This is a genomic window from Anaplasma marginale str. Florida (assembly GCF_000215485.1).
GTDB classification, from domain to species: Bacteria; Pseudomonadota; Alphaproteobacteria; order Rickettsiales; family Anaplasmataceae; genus Anaplasma; species Anaplasma marginale.
The window spans coordinates 1-929 of the sequence record NZ_AFMS01000033.1; the positions used below are offsets into that span (position 1 = coordinate 1).

Genomic DNA, 929 nt, shown 5'->3' on the forward strand with positions numbered 1-929 from the left:
ATAGGCTGTACTCGAAGTGTCTGCAAAATACAGTAGTAAAACACAAATGCGCCGTAATGATACAGAATGGCATTGCGACTGTCGAGCAAATTCGTTACTCTGAGCGAGTACTGGCTTGGGGCTGTATGGGGATAGAGATGTTTGATGTGTCTGGAAAAAGATTTTTGGTTGTGGGAGCATCTGGAGGCATAGGTTCTGCCATATCTGTCGCTCTATCCAGGGCAAATGCCGAGCTGTGCATATCGGGAACCCGCGCTGATGCGCTGCAAAATGTGGCGTCGCAGTGTGCGAAAAGCGCGCATGTGCTACAGTGTGACCTTCTAAATCGTGAGGAGGTAGATACCTTAGTAGATAGGGCTGCTGAGCTTATGTCAGGAATTGACGGAGTGGTCTGCAGTGCCGGCATAGTGCTCGATAAGCTCTCACTCCGCATCACTGATGAGGATTGGGATAGAGTCATAGCGATTAATCTGAATGCCGTATTCAAAATCAACAGAAGTGCATGCCGTGCCATGCTGAAAAATGCGGGTGGTAGAATCATAAACATCTCATCGATCGTGGGTGTCACCGGTAATGTCGGACAGGCGAATTATTCGGCATCTAAAGCTGGTATAATAGGTATGAGTAAGTCTTTGGCCTTGGAATTTGCATCTCGAGGAATCACGGTAAATTGTGTTGCTCCGGGGTTCATAGATACACCGATGACGGCTCCACTACCGGAAAAACAAAAGGAGCACATCTTGAATAACATACCGATGGGCCGCATGGGCACTCCTGAAGACATAGCCTCGGTGGTTCTGTTTTTGGCTAGTGATGCCAGTAGCTATATAACTGGACAGACCATACACGTGAATGGTGGCATGTTGATGTGTTGAGTATAGATGTTTGTGGGCACAATTTACGTACAGAAACTTCTTGTACATATACAT

The 929-nt window shown here is 46.9% G+C and carries 1 protein-coding gene; it reads left to right on the forward strand.

The annotated features are described in order from the left end of the window. Positions 1 to 137 precede the first annotated feature (137 nt). Complete coding sequence (gene fabG / locus GAC_RS01030) at positions 138 to 875, forward strand: 3-oxoacyl-[acyl-carrier-protein] reductase (RefSeq protein WP_029209697.1); 738 nt, start codon at positions 138 to 140, stop codon at positions 873 to 875. Positions 876 to 929: the final 54 nt, after the last annotated feature.